This is a genomic window from Parathalassolituus penaei, from assembly GCF_026626885.1.
Lineage (GTDB): Bacteria > Pseudomonadota > Gammaproteobacteria > Pseudomonadales > Oceanobacteraceae > Oceanobacter > Oceanobacter penaei.
In genome coordinates, this window is record NZ_JAPNOA010000055.1 from 56,805 (window position 1) to 75,109 (window position 18,305).

The following is an 18,305-nucleotide window of genomic DNA, read 5'->3' on the forward strand; positions in this document are numbered from 1 at the left end:
TAGCGCAATCCAGCATTCTCTCCATATCGCTGCATACATCAGCCACGAACTCACCCCGCTCGCTGCAACAATTCACTCGACAGGCTGGAGAAGTAACTCTGAAATGCCGAGTTGATTTTTGAGCGCTGTTCATCCTTGGGATAGAGCCCCATACGGGCATCTTCAGACTGGCGGGTGCCTTTTACCAAAAATTCGTTATGAATCGATGAGTCTTGAATAAAAGCCTCAAAACTGCGCGCCACCAATTCCTCTGGTCTGCTGAAATAGAAACTGCCCATGACCTGATCCACCATCTGGCTACGCTGTGCCAGCTCACTGGCCTTGCCATCTGGCGCCAACAACACCGTCCGATAGCAATCGGACAACAAGCGATTAAGGGGATGCTCCAACATGGGTTGCGACGACCACAACGACGACGCCAGAGACAAATCCGGCTCGCGCGCAAAGGCCTTATCAGCGATGAAATGATCAAACGCATGAAACCATTCATGGGCAATACTGCCAGGCCCAGCATTTTTAGCCAGCGCAAACGTCCGGCGTGCCGGTTCGTAATGGGCTGCCGCTCCCGGCCTGCCACCCGTTCCATACTTCAGCCCGAGGCTACCCCGCAACGAAATCAACACTCGCCCCAGGTAAATCTGTTCCGTTGGCTGCAAACGCCGCCCCGCCAGAATCTGTACCAGATCACTCAGAGCATCATAGAAGTACCCAGCCGCCCGCTCCTGCTCAGCCACCGTCACCCAGCGTCCAATCGCCACTCCCTGAAAATCAAACCATTGCCGAATCGTCAGAAAATCCGGAATCACCCCACCCAACAACAGGCGATGATCCGGCCCACGACGCCGATACTCCCTGACGGAAGTCGTTACAGACGTATTTGAATGATCTGACATGAGTTTTGACACCCTGAAATGACCAATGGACCCTCTGAATAACCCGGTGCCCGCTCTGGCTTATCGGGATGGTGATGAATCCCGAAGCCGATTTGATGACCCTCTTACTAAATACTGAGGCTATGTCAAAACCTGCAACACAAAGCCATCACCATCCCGAAAGCCCCGAAGGGCGCGGGCTGCAGCGCGTTTGAGCGGTGTTGACGAACCTGCGCGGCCCGACTTGAAAAGGACCCAGCCAGGTTGTTCGTCATTTCGCTACGTTCGTCACCTTGCTCACACACACTGCAGCACTCGCACACGACTGGTAGGGCGGAGCCGAGCGCTGTGCAGAGTTATTCAGAGTGTCCCTAGATTATTGTCCGCATCTCCGCTCTTGAATAAACCGTTTTTTACTATTTGGATCAACAACACAGAAATACAGAGATACAGAAATAAAAACGGGAGCCGAAGCTCCCGTTTCTCGCAATTACTGTCAGGATAACAAGCGGATTGACATTTCAACCAGACCAACAGCAATACGAACAAGATCTGAATCAGGAGAAACACGGAACGGTATAGACCGAACCGGCGCATCTATCACAAAACCAATCTCCATCTCAGAGGCATCAAGAACCAATGGAATTGAAATAGTATTGTCATTTGACTCAGAATCATGCCAACAGAATTCAACCTTGCGGCCATCATTAAAACGAACAACGACAGGCCTGTCCTTATCCTTGCCTCCCGTTGCGAATGGTCTAAGAGTTAAAGACAACTTGCACTTTTGACCAACTTCACCCCGAACAAGAGCCTTGTAAGCACCTGAAACTTCGGTTTGCCACAAAACATTAGAACCGAACATCCCCTCATGAGATCGTTCAATTGATTTCGCTACGTCAGCTTCATGTCCGCGCCCAAATACCACTGTAGAGCCTACCGCGAGGCCACGAGAAGAAAGCGCCTGCACAGCCTCTAGTGGAAAGGTCGCAATATAGGACTCAGGAGCAAGTTTTGGCAAAGGCATAGGAGCAGCTTTGAAGGCATCTCTGATATTTTGATAACACTTCACCTGATAACGACCAGTGCCGTAATAATAATCGTAAAATTTAAACCCATCCTCACCGCCTGGCGAAGCCAACCAATAAGCTGGAATCCCCATACTTTCTGCAAATATAATTCCATGCAACGAACTGGAATACACTGCTTCAGCACCAGCAAATGCCTCAAGCATTCCTACTGTATCGGTGTCAACACTCACAAAGTGGCGTTTTAACTCCGGATAAGATCGACGGAAGAAAAGGTCATCACGGAAATGAGGAATAATGCGAATATTTCCGTATCGGTCATTTGATTTTTGGCCAACCGCTTGAATATTAGCATTGTACAAAGTGCCTATCAGACAGCCTGGATCAAACAATTCAGACACTTTTGAGACATCAAAACCAGACTCACGTAAGAAGTTGAGCGTCAGAGGCCCACGAACAGCATATATGTCAAGGTTTTTAACAGACGGATCAAGACGACGAACGGTACCCTTCATACCCGTACCCCAGATAATATCACCATCACCTGCGGTATGAAGCACCGAACCAATAGAAACCAGCTTACGCTCAGCCGGATGCGGCTGCCTCATATTCAGAGAAGAAAGAGCCTCAGCAATATCCTTCGAAGCAATGTCTCCAAAGTTCCCTATCTGGAAGCGACGCTCACCATAGGAACCATCGAATTTCTTCCCTGAAGCATCCCACCAGAATAAAGGTACAGTACCAGCAATACGACCAACTGGTAGCTCTCCCAGATCGAATGCCTCGCCATTTTCGGAAATATTGGTTACCAATCGGGATGTTACAGGAGTCTGAGTCGCCAAGGCATCTTCAAGCGAAACCATGGCAATAGCACAACGCTCATCATTGATTCCGTATGATATGACCAGCGAGCCGCCTTCCTGTACCACACCACATGGATACACAACTTCAGCTATATCTGAATTAAGCTTTTCATGATCGAGCTCTTGCCCCAATGGATTAGGCAGCCGCAACGGTATTTCAGGGGCACGCACCATGGAGAATGGAGGGTTCGCATCAAAGCTGTAAACAGCAGCAGCATATACTCGTCCTTCCAGCATTTTATAACTGGAGTGAACAAGCGATAAAAAAGTACCATCTGACTGTAGCAACGGCTGCGCACCACCACGAAGAACGCCATAGTAACTTGCATAGGCGTTATTCCATTTGCTGATAATCACACCAGAGCATTTCACCACGCTTTCATCAGAAAGATCGACATACATCAAATGATGAGGATCTACCGAATAAACACAATAGACTTCATCGCCAGAATCAACAAATGCCCAATTTTTTTCAATTGAACGGCGTTCTTCTGCAACAATTTCTCGAGCCTTGCCCTTGGCTGTAATACCATCATCATTCATTTCCAGCATAAACTGATGATTTGTCGGTTTATTACCACCATCATTCCATGTTACATATAAACGACCTTGCAGCTCATAATAACGAGGATCAGCATGCCAGCTAAGCGCGCGATCATTGAGGCCTGATGCAGTCAGAACACTATCAAACCCATCAAGTGCCCAACCATCCGTATGGCACACTCGTCCAGATACGCTCTCATCGACCCCCAGGTCAACAGCGGCATTATCAAATTGTGCAAAACGGATAAGACTTGAAAGCGGAGTTACTGAATCAGGTATCACAGAAAAATCAGACGTCAGCTTACAAGTAGCCAGCCATCGCACAGTCTCCGTTCTGTCTGTTCGTCTCCACCGAACAGACAAGGCATTCATAAAATCCTTTTTTACAATTGTCGACGCAAATGGAACATTTTCCCGAACACCCTGAGTGTCATAGTGCAGCATATGACCACCGATAGGGCGCTCCAGCACCACTCGATAACACATCGAGTAACCGTGAGACCGTTTGATGAGTGTTGGATTAAAAATCCGAACATTCTCACTACCTGATACACCCGCATACTTCCGCCATTTCTGTGGCAGTAACTCTGCAACATCAAAAAGTCTGAAATTTTCCTGCACGCCTGTTTCCTTCAACATTAAACACTTTCCAATTCGAAAATATATTGTCTAAAAATTTCTTTTTTCGCCAATCCAGTCACAGAAGCAACATTCCATCCGCTACTTTCCCAGCAAATAACCAGCTCAGAAAAACGAAAATCCGATAGCCAGCCACTCTCAAGCCGTTTCAGCCTTGCAACATCTCCAGATACATTGTCAACATGATAAGTAAATATCAGACGACCTGAACGCTGCCTTACACGCTCAAAGAAGCGTTTTACATCATACACATACTCAAGCACACCTGCAGCGACAACGACATCCCACTGTCCATCAGGCCAAATGTCGTCATTGATTTCCAGAAAAAGTGTGTCGTCAGTTCGAGCTACCAGGTCAGCACCCGTATAGGTGCAATCCTCCGGGATAAATTCTTTAAGCTTGCGATCACCACACCCCAAATCCAGAACACTACACCCTCCCGGGATCATTTTTCCAATTCGCCGCGTGCGCACCTCCCATTTATGCCACACGGACTGCTGCTTCTGCCAACGCTCAGTATCTGTTTTCTTTTCCAATATAAGCCTGGATATCCGACATATCTCCGACTCGTAATCAGACTCGACACCAAGATATTTCAAAGAACATCTTTCATTTCCCTGACCTTCGATCACATCGCCTCCTACAGAAACGTGCAAAGCCTACATTATCAGACAAAACCCGACAATCAACTGCTTGGCAATACTATACATCGATTCCAGACAATGAATGCACAGAACACAAGCAGCATCCTTGAGATCACGCAACCTTCAGAATAGACCGAATCGAACACAGCAAAGCAAAACGGGAGCCGAAGCTCCCGTTTTTTATTGGCCGCTACTGCCGCAGCAGCCGGTGATCAACACCAGACCGGATTATTCAGTCTTGGCTTTCTCACGCAGACGAATGTGCAATTCACGCAGCTGGGCGTTGCTGACTTCGCCTGGAGCCTGGGTCATCACACAAGCAGCAGACTGGGTTTTCGGGAAGGCAATTACTTCACGAATAGAGGTAGCACCAGTCAGCAGCATGATCAGACGGTCCAGACCAAATGCCAGACCACCGTGTGGTGGTGCACCAAACTTCAGAGCGTCGAGCAGGAAGCCGAATTTCTCTTCCTGTTCTTCCTTGCTGATACCCAGCACGTCGAACACCTTGGCTTGCATGTCCTGATCGTGGATACGGATAGAACCGCCACCCAGTTCGGTGCCGTTCAGTACCATGTCGTAAGCACGGGACAGAGCAGCAGTCGGGTTGGCCGCCATTTCTTCCGGAGTGCAGCTTGGTGCAGTGAATGGGTGGTGCAGTGCAGACAGGGAACCATCGTCGTTCTCTTCGAACATCGGGAAGTCCACAACCCACAGGGCAGCCCATGGAGCAGTGTACATGTTCAGATCAGCTGCGATCTTGCAACGCAGGGCACCCAGCGCTTCACACACCACTTTGTAGCGGTCAGCGCCGAAGAACACGATATCACCGTTCTGGGCGCCGACTTTGGCCATGATCTTCATGGTGTTGTCGTCGCCGATGAACTTGATGATCGGAGACTGCAGGCCTTCAACGCCTTTTTCGATCTCGTTAACCTTGATCCAGGCCAGCCCCTTGGCACCGTAGATGCCAACGAACTTGGTGTAGTCATCGATCTGGCTACGGCTCAGCTGCGCACCACCCGGTACTTTCAGGGCAGCAACGCGGCCTTTTGGATCCTTGGCAGGACCCGCAAATACCTTGAATTCGATCTCTTGCAGGAATTCAGCAACATCCACGATTTCCATCGGGATACGCATATCCGGCTTGTCGGAACCGTACTTGTTCATCGCTTCAGAGAACGGCATACGTGGGAAGTCGCCCAGATCCACACCCAGCTCTTGCTGGAAGATCTCTTTGATCATGCCCTGAGCCAGACCCATGATGTCGTCTTCGTTGATGAAAGACGCTTCGATGTCGATCTGGGTGAATTCTGGCTGACGGTCAGCACGCAGGTCTTCGTCACGGAAGCACTTGGCGATCTGGTAGTAACGGTCGAAACCAGACACCATCAGCAGCTGCTTGAACAGCTGTGGAGACTGCGGCAGTGCGAAGAAAGTACCTTCGTGAGTACGGCTTGGCACCAGGTAGTCACGTGCGCCTTCCGGAGTAGCACGAGTCAGGATAGGGGTTTCGAAGTCCCAGAAACCGTTTGCTTCCAGGTAACGACGAACAATAGAAGTCACTTTGGAACGGAAACGCAGTTTGTTCTGCATTTCTGGACGACGCATGTCCATGTAGCGGTACTTCAGACGAACTTCTTCGCCCACGTCGGCATAGTTATCCAGTGGGAACGGAGGCGTCTGAGCCTTGTTCAGGATGGCAATTTCCTTGCCCAGGATTTCGATCATACCGGTCTTCATGTTGGCATTGGTGGTGCCAGCCGGACGGGCGCGAACGCGACCAGTGATCTGCAGAACGTATTCGGAACGCACGCTGTCAGCAGTAGCAAATGCTTCGGCGGTATCCGGATCGAACACAACCTGTACCAGACCTTCACGGTCACGTACGTCGAGGAAAATCACGCCGCCGTGGTCACGACGACGGTGAACCCAACCACAGAAGGTTACGGTTTGGTCGATCAGAGTTTCGTTAATATCACCACAATAGTGTGTGCGCATCCTGGAGTCCTGCTTCACAATGAGTGTCTCGCCCTCGCCTCACGAGCTTGCCTGAGGGCGGCGTACAAATACAAAAAGGCAGGCATTATAACGAAATAAACAGCAGCCGACAGTCCTGTACATGCGCAAGATTCCGTTATCCGACCTGCTTGATGAGATCCGCCAATGTCAACAGTGCAAAGAGTACCTGCCAAATCCACCGCGACCGGTGATCAAGGTCGGCTCGTCGGCACGGTTGCTGATTATAGGTCAGGCGCCCGGCACTCGCGTTCAGGCCAGCGGCATTCCGTGGGATGACCCGAGCGGGGTGCGGCTGCGTCAGTGGCTGAACCTGTCAGCTGAGCAGTTTTACAACGAAGAGGAAGTCGCCATCATGCCGATGGGCTTCTGTTATCCGGGCAAAGGTAAAAGTGGTGACCTGCCACCACGACCTGAGTGCGCGCCGTGCTGGCATCAGCCGATTCTGGAGCATCTGCCCAATATTCAGCTGACACTGTTGATTGGCCAATACGCCCAGAATCGTTATCTTCCGGACGATTTCCGTGAGTCTTACCGAACCCTCACCGAACGGGTTCAGCATTGGCAGGAAGTGCCAGAACCGTTTTTTGTACTGCCACATCCGTCGCCACGCAATCAGATCTGGCTGAAAAAACACAGCTGGTTTGAGACCGAGGTTATTCCAGCGCTCCGCCTGCGACTGCACGCCATGGCCAACCGCTCACAGCAAGAGCGATAGCGTTTACGCCGAAAACAAGAACGCCCGAGTGAAGCAACTAATAGTGAGACAAGGAAGAACCGATGATCCCCACAGGCTGAAACTTGCCCCAGCCACGCCGAAGCCCTGCCAGATGCACCAGACCAATCACCAGACAAATGGTGGAGGACACCAGCAGAAATACCGGTGACCAGGGCAGATCAGGAACCGCCATCAACAGCAGCAAGATCCCGATTACCCCTCGGAGGCAATACACCGCCGTGATAAACAGCAGCACCAGTTGCAAACCAGGCAACGGCTTTACGACACCTGCTCCGGAAAACGCATAAAGCGCCCAGATCAGAAACACCGACATAATGCAGCTGGTCAGGACAGCAGGATACCAACTCCCTGCCGCCGCCATATTGGCCAGCTCATCACCAGCACCTGCCAGGCGATAGGCCTCAGCCCCCATCACAATGACCAGCAGGTGACCAAACGCCACCAGCAAATTCAAAAACGCTGCCAACAGCAGCTGCGGATTCCTGCGCATATCATCACTCCGTTGATCCCACATCGTGGTTACATCCGGATACAAAACTAACCTGCCCACCACTACTTTTCAAAATAACATCCGACCGATTGGGCCATTTTGGCCAAAACTTCCGACCAGCTGCATCATACGATGTGGCAGCCGTCGTTTTGGCCGACAGCTGCTGTCGCACCAGAAACCGGTCTACCTGCCGACCGACAGATCAGCACCTGACGAGCGCTCATAAAAAAGCCGGCCCCTAAGGACCGGCAAGCAGCTGTGGCCCGCTGGCCACCTGTACGTCAAGGACGGCGTACAATTCGGAGTTATTGGCTAATGGTCTGTTTGAGTGCATCCACCGAGGTACGGATGCCAGCCTCTACTGACATGGTGAGATCCTCCATTTCCAGCGATACATAATCGTTGTATCCGGTCATCCGGATGACCGAGAAAAATTCTTTCCACCACTGCAGGTCCTGACCACAACCAACGGCCACGTAATTCCAGGCGCGGTTGGCAACGTCGGTTACCACCTTGGTTTCGAGCAGGCCGTTAATATCGACCAGTCCACGCTCCAGGCGGACATCCTTGCCGTGTACATGGTGAATCGCCGGGCCCAGAGCACGCGCAGCGGCAATCGGGTCGGCACCCATCCAGATCAGGTGACTCGGGTCGAGGTTCAGACCCACCATTGGGCCTACGGCGTCACGCAGACGGAACAGGGTTTCCGGGTTCCAGACCAGCATGGAGCTGAAGTTTTCCAAGGCAATTTTCTGCACACCGTGTTTTTCGGCATGCACCACCAGCTCTTTCCAGAACGGGATAGCCACGTCGTTCCATTGGTAGTCCAGACGCTCTTTCAGCGAGGCTGGCCAGCTGACGGTGTAGGTAATCCAGTTCGGCACGGTGTCGCCCGGTGCTGCCGCCGGCAGACCACTCATCATCACAATTTTTTTCACACCCAGACGGCCCGCGAGCTCCATGGTATCGAAGGCGGCTTTGGCGTGGGCTTTACCCATCGCACCCGGGTCCAGCGGATTACCGGATACGTTGAGGGCGGCAATCGACATACCTCGCGAAGCCAGTGCATGCTGGAAGCGATCCAGAGCGGCATCATCCGCCAACAAATCAGCCATACGCACATGAGGTGCAGATGACCAACCACCGGTTGTCATTTCCACATGGTGAACATCCATTGCCTTCAGATAGTCCAGCATTTCCTCAAACGGCAGATGGCCCAGACTGTCGGTACAGAACGAGAGTTTCATAATCAGATTCCTGTCAAAGAGTTGCCGTTGTCGGCTCAGTTACGAGAAGTGTATTGGCTGTAGTTGGAATGAGTGACGAGCTCAAATGGCACCCAGACTTTTTGATCGACCGCGTCCTTGCGAGCCAAACGCAGGGCAGCATCTACCGCACCACGCCCCTGACCAGCGGCGTCCTGGAACACGGTGACATCCAGCTCCCCTGCTTTCATGGCAGCCAGCGCGTCCTGAGTAGCATCGATCCCCGCCACCACAACCTTGTTCATGTCGTAGCCAACGGCTTTCATGGCCTGAATGGCACCAATCGCCATTTCATCGTTGTTGGCAATCACAGCATCGAAGTGAATACCGGCCGACAACCAGTTGGTCATCAGGTCATTGCCCTGCGAGCGCTGCCAGTTGCCACTTTGTTCAGCGACGATTTTCATGCCCTTGCACGCAGGGTCTTTCTCAATCACATCGTGAATATCACGGGTGCGCTGGATACCAGCCTGATCAGTCAGCGCTCCCATCAACACCAGTACGTCACCTTTGCCGCCCAGCTGGCGACACACTTCACGGGTCTGCAGGGTGCCGGAATCCACTTCATTCGAAGCAATAAAGGCTTGGTTGTCGGGCAAAAACTCAACGTTGACCGGCTGACGATTGACGTAAACCAGAGGAATACCGGCCGCTTGCGCGTCGTTACTCATGGCCACCGTAGCATCCGTATCGACCGCGCTAACGATGATGGCGTCGACCCCAGAGGCGATGAAGTTCTGGATCTGATTCACCTGGGTGCCAACTTCGTTTTTGCTGTCTTCAATTTGCAAGGTCACGCCCTGCTCTTTGGCATAACGCTCCATCCCCGTGCGTAAAACCGTCAGGAAGTTATCGTCAAAGGTGGCCATTACGACGCCGATACGAGGTGTAGCGGCCTGTACTGGCACACTGCTGCCAAACAGTGCGGCCGAAACTGCTGTCATCGCCAGAACGAGAGATGTGTTTTTCATGGTTTGCCCTCTTTTTTATTGTTGGAAGGAGTGGCTCTCGCCACTCCGGAGCGATCTGCCGGAACTGGCAGAAGTCGTTTCTGAGTTATTCGAAATCCACCCACACAGCGCCCTGGTCGGCTGAGCGCACACAGTTTTCGATCCAGCGCACACCATCCAGACCCGCTTCGATACCCGGATAGACCAGGGTTTCCAGCAGTGAGGTGTCACCACGACTAGTCGCGTCAATCGCGCGGGCAATGCGCAGATAAATATTGGCCCAGGACTCAGCCAGACCTTCTGTGTGCAGCGCCCCCATTCGCTCTTCGGCATTACAGATGTCGTCCAGATATGACATGCCGCGATCCAGAATCTGGCGTGGCTCACCCTGCACTTCGTAACGCAGCTCACTCGGACGAGAATCGGTCCACTCGATGGAAGCACGCGAGCCCACGATGCGAATCTTCTGACTGTCCATACAACCGGCGTTGACCGATGACGCCCACAAGGTTCCCACTGCGCCGTTTTCGTAATGCATCAGCACACGGGCGTTGTCTTCCAGTGGTGCACGAGATGGAATAAAGCTCTGGCGATCACACAACAACTCACGAATCTTCATGTGCGGCATGATCAGTTGGGACATATAAAAGGTGTGAGTGGACAGATCCCCCAGCACAAAAGAAGGGCCTGCCACTTTCGGATCAACCCGCCACTTTTGTGCATCGCTGATCTTGTCGACAGCATCAGTAGCGTTAAACCCATGGGTGTATTGCAAATCCACAATGCGAATATCACCCAGCAGTCCACTGGTAACCATGGCACGCATTTGCATCAGCAGTGGATGGCCAGAAAAGCCGTAGGTCACCCCCACAATGCGGTTTTTGGCACGCGCCAGCTCACGAATTTCAACAACTTCAGCCGAGGTAAAAAACAGCGGCTTTTCGCAAATCACATGCAATCCGGCATTCAGGGCAGCCTTGGTGATTTCATAGTGAGTACCGTTTGGCGTGGCAATCGACACCACTTCAAGGCCATCCGCACGTTCAGCCTCGGCCGCAAACATTGCCTGATAGTTGTCGTACAGACGCTCTTCCGAAACCCCAAGATTCACACCAAAACTGCGCCCGCGCTGCGGATCGATGTCAAACGCCGCCGCCACCAGCTGATACGCGGTGTTGTCGCGCAGAGCCCCGCTGCGATGCTTGTACCCCACCTGACCAAGACGGCCACCACCCACCATTCCCCAACGCAACGGACGCGCAATCAGACGTTCACCATTCAGCATTTCAACACCTCATTTATTGTTATTGTGGAATTTGCACACGAGTGCAAAACCAGTCAGACCACTACCAAACGTTTTTACAGAAACCGTCACCGATCTTGTCGAACCACTCCGACCACCACGGCAAGCCTTGTCATTTTCAAAACAACATTTGCACACGAGTGCAAATGTGCACACAAAAACCCCGGTTACCAGCCGTCAAAACCCCGTAAAACCCTGTTTCGGATACATCCCAGGCGTTATGACATGATTTTCACGGCATTCATGCACACGAGTGCAAATATATCCAACAAAAATCCCGAAGGTTCATCTGCTGCCAATACCAGGACGCTCCACAGTGAACATATCGGGACTGACGAGCACAAAACGCATGATTTTGCACTCGAGTGCAAATAAACTATTACGACCACTCCGCTGCTGTCAACGATGAACACTCATGAAAGATTCAAATCCGGAAAATCTGGCTCGAAAAGTTACCGCGGCAGACGTTGCCAAACTGGCAGGCGTCTCACGCTGGACCGTGTCACGCGCACTGACAGATGGCGCATCCATCGCCCCGGAAAGCCGCGAGCGCGTTATCCAGGCCGCACGTGAGCTGGGTTATCGGCCCAATTTGCTGGCACGCAGTTTGTCGCAGAAACGCTCCAACATGGTGGCGCTGGTAGTGGACGAAATGCAAAACCCCTACATGCTGCGCATTCTGGAAATGACCATGAGCCAGCTGCAGCAAAAGGGATTGATGTCGCTGGTGCTGAACATCAGCCGCGAGAGTGATTTCGCCAGTGCACTGACCCGTGCCGATCAGTTTCAGGCCGATGGTGTATTGTTTCTCGGCACCGTTCTACCCGACCGCCTGATCCATATGGTCGAAAACATGGGCCATATCCCACTGATTGTGATGTACCGCGACAGCGATGTGGACGATGTTCAAATTGTGGCCACCGACGGTTTCAGCGGCACGCGCCAGCTGACTGCACTGCTCCAGCAACAGGGTTGCCAACGGTTTGCCTATATGTCGGGACCCGGCTCGGTATCTACCCGCCTGGGACGCAAGGAAGGATTTGCCGACGCCCTGAACAGCCAGCAACAAGCCCATGCGGTTTATTTGCAAGCCAGCCACTTCAGCCGCCAGCAGGGTTATGACGTTACCTGTCGGTATCTGGACGGCACCCTCGCGGATCAGTACGTGGACGCACTGGTCTGTGAAAACGACATCCTTGCCATTGGCGCAATCGACGCCCTGCGTGAGAAAGGACTGGAGGGGCAGATTGCCATTACCGGATTTGACGACCTCGATCTTGCTGCGTCGCCATCCTATCAATTGACCACCTGCAGCCAGCCCGACGCCGCCCTCATCGACGAGGCCATCAAGCGCCTGTTGTCACCCGATCAGGAGCAACGACGTATCCAGATGCCGCCGCAACTGATCATACGAAGCAGCCATATCCTCACCCAGCAAGCCAACTGACGACCATAAAAAAGCGCCGCATTCCAGCAGGAATCGGCGCGAACGGTACAGCGAGTGTCAGAGCCAGAAACCTGGCAAAACGGTTAACGCATTACAGCAACCGGCTCGAGGCGCACGGAGCCGAAACTTGGCTCATAACGTGCAGCCGCCAGGTGGCCAGGAACTTCCGGTACAAAATCAAACCCTTTGCCAGTCTCGGCTGCAGGAGCCGCCGCATCCACACTTTCATTCCAGGTGCCGATACGCTCTTCACGAGGAGAAACCCCCATGTACTTGCGGTAGCAGCGACTGAAATGCGGAGTGGAAATAAAGCCGCAGGCCGTCGAAATCTCGATCACCGGCATGGTGGTCTGCTTCAGCAGCTGGCGAGCACGATCCAGACGCAACTTCAGGTAATAGCGGGATGGTGAACAATCCAGATAGTTGTGGAACAGACGCTCCAACTGACGACGAGAGATGTTGGCAAACATCGCCAGTTCGTCCAGCTCGATTGGTTCTTCGATATTCGCTTCCATCAGCTCAACGATTTCGATCAGTTTTGGCTGAGCCGAGTTCAGCAGGTGACGCAGAGGAATACGCTGCTGGTCAGCCTGGTTGCGCATACGGTCGTACACAAACATCTCGGAAATCGCACCGGCCAGAGCCGCGCCGTGCTGAATCGAGATGAGGTACAAAATCATGTCAAGCGGCGCAGTACCGCCGGATGACGTCATTCGGTCACGGTCAATGGTGAACAGACGGGTATTGCAGATGACGTTCGGGTAACGCTCTTTCATCGGAGCAATACACTCCCAGTGAGCGCTGGCATTGTAACCATCGAGCAGACGGGCCTGGGCAAGAACCATCGCACCGGTACAAATACCACCCAGCACCACATCCTTGCGGGCCAGTTTCTGCAACCATTCAACTTCACGACGACTGAAGGACTGGTTGATGTTCACACCACCTACCACAATCAGGCTGTCGAATTCAGGGCAATCAAGCATGGAGCAATCAGGAGTTACGCCAATACCGTCACTCGCCTTGACCTGTTGACCGTCGGCACCTACCAGATTCCAGGAGAACAATTCACGACCGCTAAGCTGGTTTGCCATACGCAGTGGTTCAACTGCGGAAGCAAGGGCCATCATGGTGAAGTTGTTCAGAAGCAGGAAACCAATACGGGTCGGTCTAGCCATGGATTTGAACGGACGTTGGCTGTAGTCGACGGTCTGCATAGGAAGTTCCTCGAAGGAGTTTTTTGTTAAATTGTTATTTAGCAAACGCCGGGCCAATCAAATTACACACTCACTATATTGACAAGAATCAAACCGCTTTTGCCCAAAAACGACATTGGTTTGCTCGATTTACGTCGCTCAAAGATAAACCGCTGAACGGATATTCAAGTGTCAAAACGTGCCTAACTTATTGGTGGTACAGCATTATTTTTATTATCCCATTAATGGTATAGCACCATCCCGGTGCAGAATGCCACATACTGGTGCAAAAAGATGCCCGTTTGCGACTTAACTTTTTAACCGGCGTTCAGAGAAGAAAACCAGCATCCATCGCTGGCGCGTTCAGCGCATATCGGGTCGTTTCCGGCCAAGGACGTATTGTCGGTCATGGTCATCATGAAGCATCCCCCCAGTATGCTCGGAATTTTCCTATGTCGGTCTATACCTGTGTTGATCAGAGCCGAATGGCCCAACATGTAGCACTTTTTGATCTCGGTAAATTAGAAAGCTTTTCCGGAATTGAAGGTGGTGTCGAAAATACCAACTACCGGGTGCGCACTGAACACCAGAGTCTGGTCCTGACCCTGTTTGAACATCACAACCAGCACGACGTTCAGGAATTTGTTCGTCTGGCCCGTTTCCTGTCAGAAGAAGGCTTTCGTGTACCGGCTCCAATCAGCGACCGCAGCGGCGAATGGCTGCACGAAGTCGCGGGCAAACCGGCGATCCTCTGTCCGTTTATCGAAGGCAATCATCCCGACATCATCACTGCCCGCCACTGCTGGCAGGTTGGTTCCACATTAGCCGAGTTACATCTGGCGTCACGCAAGCTGCCGGGCGCAAGCGCAAACCCGCGCGGTTTTGAATGGTGGAAACAGATGTACAGCAGCCTTGCTGAAGATCTCGACCGCACCGACTATGCTCTGCTCAGCAGCGAAATGAACTGGCAGCTGAAACATCGCCTGCAATGGCGTTTGCTGCCCCAGGGCTGGATTCACGGCGATCTGTTCCGCGACAACGTGCTGTTCAGTGGCCCGGCAGGCAGCCAGCAACTGAGCGCAATTCTGGATTGGTACAACGCCTGTAAGGGTGTATGGATTTACGACCTGGCCGTAGTAGCCAACGACTGGTGCTGCAACGAGCAAGGCGAATGGGACGATACCCTCTACGATGCACTGCTGGCGGGATATCAACGTGTACGCCGCCTGAGTGGTTATGAGCAGCAACAATGGCCGCTGATTCTGCGCGGTGCAGCCCTGCGCTTCTGGCTCAGTCGTCTGGCCACCCGTCGTTATCAGCAAGCCAGCGGCTCCAGCCTGGTGCTGTCCAAAGACCCGGATGAATACCGCAACAAGCTGATTCACCGTCGGGGTTATGAATCGCTGCGCATTATGGCGTGAGGGAGAATCTGGACATTAGCTGCAAGGACAAAGCCGCGATTACAGGCTTAGCCCAGCGCAGCTGGCTACAGGAAGCAGGGGGAGGCCCGCCCGACCGGGGGACAAGGTCCCCCAAGAGGGCAAGCAGCCTCGCCAATTAACCAGAGAATAGTCAGTAGAAAAAACCGGGTGTAATAAGGCCAATCGGAGCCTAACCGATAACCATCAGCGCAATTCTCTCCGCTGTCTTCTCGGTCAAATAATTACCACTTATCCCGCAGGGCACGTAACGCCTTGAACACATCACGATCACCTTCCCCCAGGCTTGGGAAAGATTCTTTCAGACGCTCGCGAATACGCGGCTGATGCAAACGGAAGAACGGGTTGTAGGTACGCTCCTGCCCCAGCGTCATCACCGGCATATCGGCCGCCTCAATCGCTTCAACCTGCTCCAGCCAGTAACGCGCCATATCGTTATTCGGCTCACGATCCAGGGCAAAATTGAGGTTGTTCTTCATATAGTCATGGCCCGGATACAGAAGGGTTTCATCCGGCAAAGGCTGAAACTGCGACACAAAAGTGTCGTACATCTGGTCAACGTCACCACCGCGGAAACAGTTACCCGCTGCCGCATTAAACAGGGTATCGCCCGAGAACAGCACAGGCTGCCCTTGTGGGCCACCGTCTTCACTCAGTAAACACAGGTGCGCAAGGGTATGACCTGGGGTAAACAGCACCTTCAGACGCAGCGTCCCCACTTCAATCACATCACCCGCCACCAGCCCACGAGCCTGATTCGGAATCTTGCCTTCCGCGTTCTGGTGCGCCCACACCTCAGCACCCGTTGCGGCCTGCACCACCGGGTTACCATCAATGTGGTCGTGATGTTCATGAGTATTCAGAATCAGGCGAATAGTCAGGCCGTTGTCACGAGCCAGTGCCATCACGTCATCGGCCCCGAGAGGATCCAGTGCGATAGCTTCACCACTGTGTTCGCAACCAATCAGGTAATTGAAGTTGCGCAGCGGGTTATTCATGTAGTGTCGTAATACGATCATGTTGCAGATCCCCCAATGCAAAACAGGCAGCCATGGGCTGCCTGTTAATTTCTGATGCCGTGATTACCAGTAAATGTTGTTCTCGATTTCGTCATCGCCGTTGATGTCGTCGATGAAGTGTGACGAGAACAGATTCTTCAGCTCGTGCACCCGCACTTCCAGCTGTTCAGAGGTATAAGGAATCGCCGGGCTATGGCCCCACACCGGACCAGGCCATGCCGGGTCGTCACCTTTGCGCACCACATGGTGAACGTGTAGCTGCGCCACGACGTTGCCCAAGGCAGCCACGTTCATCGACTTGGCGGAATACTGGTCAGCCAGCTTCTCAGCCACCCATACGGATTCTTTCATCATCTGGGTCTGGTCGGCTTCGGACAGGTGATAGTACTCACGAGCATCCTGGCGCACCGGCACCAGAATTACCCACGGGTAACGACTGTCATTCATCAACAACATCTGACAGAGCGGCAGGCGACCGATAAACACTGTGTCGGCCTGCAGGCGCGAATCGAGGGAAAACATGGTGAAGACTCCTTCTGTTGATTTATTCTGCCAGCTGCCCTCACACCAACGGAGCGGCTATATGGGTGACAATACACCGGTAACTCTCTTCATAATAGGCACAGCACACATACAGGTCACTGATTTATGACGAGTTTTCTCCAGTTTGGCCGTATCGGGGACATCCCGGAGCAAGATTGGCAACAGCTTCGCCAGGATCGTTATCCCTTTCTCGACTATCAATTCCTGAAAGCACTGGAAGATCATCATTGTGTTGGCGGTGACAGTGGCTGGCAGCCACTGTATCTGGTCCGCAACGGTGCAGATGGTTCCGCCGACCTGATCATCCCGCTCTTCGAGAAAGATCACAGTTACGGTGAATACGTGTTTGACTGGAGCTGGGCCGATGCCTATTACCGTTATGGCTACACCTATTATCCCAAACTGCTGTGGGCAGCGCCCTTTACCCCAGCCAGTGGCCCACGTCTGTTATTCCGTGGCGACGACACCAGCGCCTGGTCAACCGCAATCGAACAGGTGTACAAAGTCTGCTCGGAGCAGGGTTTTTCGGGTTGGCATCTGAATTTTTTCCGGGAAACCGATCTGGGGTTTGCCACCGCTCCAACGGCAAACGGTCAGAAACCCTTGTTACGCAGCGCCTGCCAGTATCACTGGTACAACCGCTCCTATCGGGACTTCAGTCATTATCTGGAAAGCTTCACCAGCCGCAAACGCAAATCGGTGCGCAAGGAACGGGAAAAAGTCATCCAGACAGGGATCGAGATCCAACGCCTGACCGGTAATGACATCAGCGACGCCGACCTGCAGTTTTTTTATCGCTGCTATCAGCTCACCTATCGCAAGCGCAACCAGCAAGGGTATCTGAACCTCGGATTCTTCCGTCAGCTGTTACAACACATGGCTGAGCAAATGTTACTGGTAGTGGCTCGCCGCGATCAGAAACGTATTGCCGCTGCCCTGTATTTCTTCGATGACGAGCATCTGTATGGTCGTTATTGGGGGTGTACCGAGGAGGTCGACGGCCTGCACTTTGAAGCCTGTTATTATCAGGGCATCGAGTTTTGTATTGAACGGCGCCTGTTGCACTTTGATCCGGGCACCCAGGGTGAACACAAAATCAGCCGCGGCTTTGAGCCAACCCTCACCTACAGCGTGCATCATCTGGAACATCCGGGCTTTTATGACGCCATCGCCCGATTTATCGAAGAAGAGCAACAGCAAGTACTTGTCTGGCAGCAGGAAGCCGCTACCCTGTTGCCGTTTAACGAAGGTGCGCTCGACAAACCGCGTGCAGCACCACCGCTAACCGACTGATCTTGTACCGGAG

15 protein-coding genes are annotated in these 18,305 nt (G+C 52.7%); 4 read left to right on the plus strand and 11 right to left on the minus strand.

The window, feature by feature from the left end; translation table 11 throughout:
* Positions 1 to 50 precede the first annotated feature (50 nt).
* The 4 genes from OUO13_RS14735 to aspS form a co-directional block, all read right to left on the minus strand.
* Positions 51 to 893: a CLCA_X family protein gene (locus OUO13_RS14735; protein ID WP_283174660.1), complete on the minus strand. Its 843-nt coding sequence runs from the start codon at positions 891 to 893 to the stop codon at positions 51 to 53.
* A 475-nt stretch (positions 894 to 1,368) separates the two neighbouring features.
* The gene (locus OUO13_RS14740; protein WP_283174661.1) at positions 1,369 to 3,945 is read right to left on the minus strand and encodes a polysaccharide pyruvyl transferase family protein; all 2,577 of its coding nucleotides are present in this window, start codon (positions 3,943 to 3,945) and stop codon (positions 1,369 to 1,371) included.
* A complete protein-coding gene (locus OUO13_RS14745; protein WP_283174662.1) occupies positions 3,945 to 4,577 on the minus strand; it encodes a methyltransferase domain-containing protein in 633 nt (210 codons plus the stop codon). The genes OUO13_RS14740 and OUO13_RS14745 overlap by 1 nt, the downstream gene beginning before the upstream one ends.
* A gap of 240 nt (positions 4,578 to 4,817) precedes the next feature.
* Positions 4,818 to 6,590, minus strand: coding sequence for an aspartate--tRNA ligase (gene aspS / locus OUO13_RS14750; RefSeq protein ID WP_283174663.1), 1,773 nt, complete (start codon positions 6,588 to 6,590; stop codon positions 4,818 to 4,820).
* A 121-nt stretch (positions 6,591 to 6,711) separates the two neighbouring features.
* Between aspS and OUO13_RS14755 the strand changes: the two genes are divergently transcribed.
* Entirely contained in the window at positions 6,712 to 7,326 is a 615-nt protein-coding gene (locus tag OUO13_RS14755) for a uracil-DNA glycosylase family protein (protein ID WP_283174664.1), read from the plus strand.
* Between the two features lie 37 nt (positions 7,327 to 7,363).
* Here the strand turns inward: OUO13_RS14755 and OUO13_RS14760 are convergent, their stop codons facing one another.
* The 4 genes from OUO13_RS14760 to OUO13_RS14775 all read right to left on the minus strand — a co-directional run bounded on the left by OUO13_RS14760 (position 7,364) and on the right by OUO13_RS14775 (position 11,337).
* On the minus strand, positions 7,364 to 7,837 hold the full coding sequence (locus OUO13_RS14760; protein WP_283174665.1) for a hypothetical protein: 474 nt from the start codon (positions 7,835 to 7,837) through the stop codon (positions 7,364 to 7,366).
* A 305-nt stretch (positions 7,838 to 8,142) separates the two neighbouring features.
* Entirely contained in the window at positions 8,143 to 9,084 is a 942-nt protein-coding gene (locus OUO13_RS14765; protein WP_283174666.1) for a sugar phosphate isomerase/epimerase family protein, read from the minus strand.
* A 35-nt stretch (positions 9,085 to 9,119) separates the two neighbouring features.
* Positions 9,120 to 10,073, minus strand: coding sequence for a sugar ABC transporter substrate-binding protein (locus tag OUO13_RS14770; protein WP_283174667.1), 954 nt, complete (start codon positions 10,071 to 10,073; stop codon positions 9,120 to 9,122).
* Between the two features lie 85 nt (positions 10,074 to 10,158).
* Positions 10,159 to 11,337 (minus strand): Gfo/Idh/MocA family protein, encoded by a 1,179-nt coding sequence (locus tag OUO13_RS14775; RefSeq protein WP_283174668.1) that lies wholly within the window; start codon positions 11,335 to 11,337, stop codon positions 10,159 to 10,161.
* Between the two features lie 433 nt (positions 11,338 to 11,770).
* Here OUO13_RS14775 and OUO13_RS14780 point away from each other — a divergent pair, with 433 nt between their 5' ends.
* Positions 11,771 to 12,802 carry a LacI family DNA-binding transcriptional regulator gene (locus OUO13_RS14780; RefSeq protein ID WP_283174669.1) on the plus strand — a complete coding sequence of 344 codons (1,032 nt, stop codon included), beginning with the start codon at positions 11,771 to 11,773 and terminating at the stop codon, positions 12,800 to 12,802.
* Between the two features lie 83 nt (positions 12,803 to 12,885).
* Here OUO13_RS14780 and gbdR read toward each other — a convergent pair whose 3' ends face one another.
* Complete coding sequence (gene gbdR, locus OUO13_RS14785; RefSeq protein ID WP_283174670.1) at positions 12,886 to 14,019, minus strand: choline metabolism transcriptional regulator GbdR; 1,134 nt, start codon at positions 14,017 to 14,019, stop codon at positions 12,886 to 12,888.
* A 431-nt stretch (positions 14,020 to 14,450) separates the two neighbouring features.
* On the opposite strand from gbdR, the gene OUO13_RS14790 reads away from it, so the two are divergent.
* Positions 14,451 to 15,419, plus strand: a complete 969-nt coding sequence (locus OUO13_RS14790; RefSeq protein WP_283174671.1) for a homoserine kinase — start codon at positions 14,451 to 14,453, stop codon at positions 15,417 to 15,419.
* 242 nt (positions 15,420 to 15,661) lie between these two features.
* Here OUO13_RS14790 and OUO13_RS14795 read toward each other — a convergent pair whose 3' ends face one another.
* The gene (locus OUO13_RS14795; RefSeq protein ID WP_283174672.1) at positions 15,662 to 16,456 is read right to left on the minus strand and encodes a hydroxyacylglutathione hydrolase; all 795 of its coding nucleotides are present in this window, start codon (positions 16,454 to 16,456) and stop codon (positions 15,662 to 15,664) included.
* Between the two features lie 63 nt (positions 16,457 to 16,519).
* Positions 16,520 to 16,978, minus strand: a complete 459-nt coding sequence (locus tag OUO13_RS14800) for an HIT domain-containing protein (RefSeq protein WP_283174673.1) — start codon at positions 16,976 to 16,978, stop codon at positions 16,520 to 16,522.
* A 126-nt stretch (positions 16,979 to 17,104) separates the two neighbouring features.
* On the opposite strand from OUO13_RS14800, the gene OUO13_RS14805 reads away from it, so the two are divergent.
* Positions 17,105 to 18,292, plus strand: a complete 1,188-nt coding sequence (locus tag OUO13_RS14805) for a GNAT family N-acetyltransferase (protein ID WP_283174674.1) — start codon at positions 17,105 to 17,107, stop codon at positions 18,290 to 18,292.
* Positions 18,293 to 18,305: the final 13 nt, after the last annotated feature.